The sequence below is a fragment of the Kitasatospora sp. UYEF31 genome, assembly GCF_057291755.1.
The window spans coordinates 1-1,500 of the sequence record NZ_JBXAWK010000151.1 but is presented as its reverse complement, the minus strand read 5'-3'; the positions used below and the strand labels follow the sequence as shown (position 1 = coordinate 1,500).

Here is a 1,500-nt window from a genome sequence, read left to right as displayed (position 1 = left end):
GGTAACTGTTTAGGGGTTTCAGCTGGTTGTGGGCAGCATCCATGACCGTCCGGCGAAGAGGTCGCGTAGGGCGGTGAGGGGGTTGATGCCGTGTTTGCGCACGGTGGAGATGTAGGAGCGGATCCGGGCGAAGCGTCTCGCGCCGGTGAGGGTGCGCCAGGATCCGGAGACCTTCTGTTGCGTTTTGATCATGCGCAGGTCGCGTTCCGCGGCGTTGTTGTCGAACGGGACCGCGAAGTTGACCGTGTAGCGCTGATACTCCTCGGCGCGGTCCCGCAGGCGTTCGGCCAGGGCCCGTGCCTTGGACTTCGGGCCCGTGGCGGGGCGGGGGTTGGCGGCGATTCCGCACAACGCGGCCTGTCGGTAGTCCTCTTGGAAGGCCGTGAGGGCGGCGGAGGCGAGGGCGTCTTGCCCCGCGGCCAGCGCCTGGGCGACCGCGTCCTTCGCCCCGATCAGTACGTCGATCATGGCCTGGGCCCAGGCCGGGTCGCGGCGGGTGTCCTCGGTGACCGCGATCAGCTCGCGCAACACGTGTGCCCCGCACAGAGCCTGATCGTTGCCGTAGATGGTGTAGGAGGCCAGGGCGTCGGTGACCAGGGTGCCGGTGAACGCGGGCAGGATTCCCAGCTCGTCCATCGCCTCCCTCCCGCGCCGGGTGTGGATGCCGTAGAAGGTGACCAGATGGGTGCACATCACGTGCAGCCAGTGCAGTTTGCCCGCGACCCGCACTCCCGACTCGTCCGCATGCGCGACCGGGGCCGCGGCCAGGTGCTCCTTGACGTCGGCCTCGAAATCGGCGAGGCCTTCGTGCGCGCGGGCCAGGACGGACAAGACGGTGCCCGTGGAGATCGGCAGGCCGAACAGGGCGTCCATCGCCTCGGTCAGGCGCTTGGCCGGCAGATGCTGATACGCCGACAGGTAGCAGATCGCCGCACGAACTCCGGGCCCGTACACCGCGGAAGCACTCACATCATCGGGTGCCGAAGCCGTTGTGGCCTGCCCGCACCCGCACACCAGCCGGTGCAGCCGGTGCTCGGTGACGTGTGCTTTCACCGCGGGCAGATCGAAGACCTGCCGGGCGCGGTACCCCGCGCCGGGCATATCGCCAAGCCCGGCCCCGCAGCCGCCACAGGCATCCGGCCGGTGATCGACTATCGCGTCCGGATCGGCCACCCGCTCCAGCTGCCCGCCCGGATCGCCCTTCGCCCGGCCCGGCTTGCGTCCCGAGCGTTGCCGCAGCGACTTCGGTGCGGGCTTCTTGCCTAGTCCGTCACTCGACGGCGGCTTCGAGGAGTTGCGTGAGTTGGCGGCGACCTGTCGCTCCAGCTCCGCGATCCGCTCCGCCTGCGCGACCACCAGCAGCTTCAACTCCACGACCAGCGCGGCCAACTCCTCGTACGAGGGCGGCTGCTGCTGAGCGTCGGTCACAAGATCAATCTACCGGCCAGGCAAGACCACTCCGCACCAGACCGCAGCTCACCGACCATCCAAAACAGTCAC

1 protein-coding gene is annotated in these 1,500 nt (G+C 68.7%); it reads right to left on the bottom strand.

Annotated features, from left to right (window positions below; genetic code table 11):
- Positions 1 to 18 precede the first annotated feature (18 nt).
- Complete coding sequence (tnpC, locus tag AC0Z36_RS29645) at positions 19 to 1,428, bottom strand: IS66 family transposase (RefSeq protein WP_485466177.1); 1,410 nt, start codon at positions 1,426 to 1,428, stop codon at positions 19 to 21.
- Positions 1,429 to 1,500: the final 72 nt, after the last annotated feature.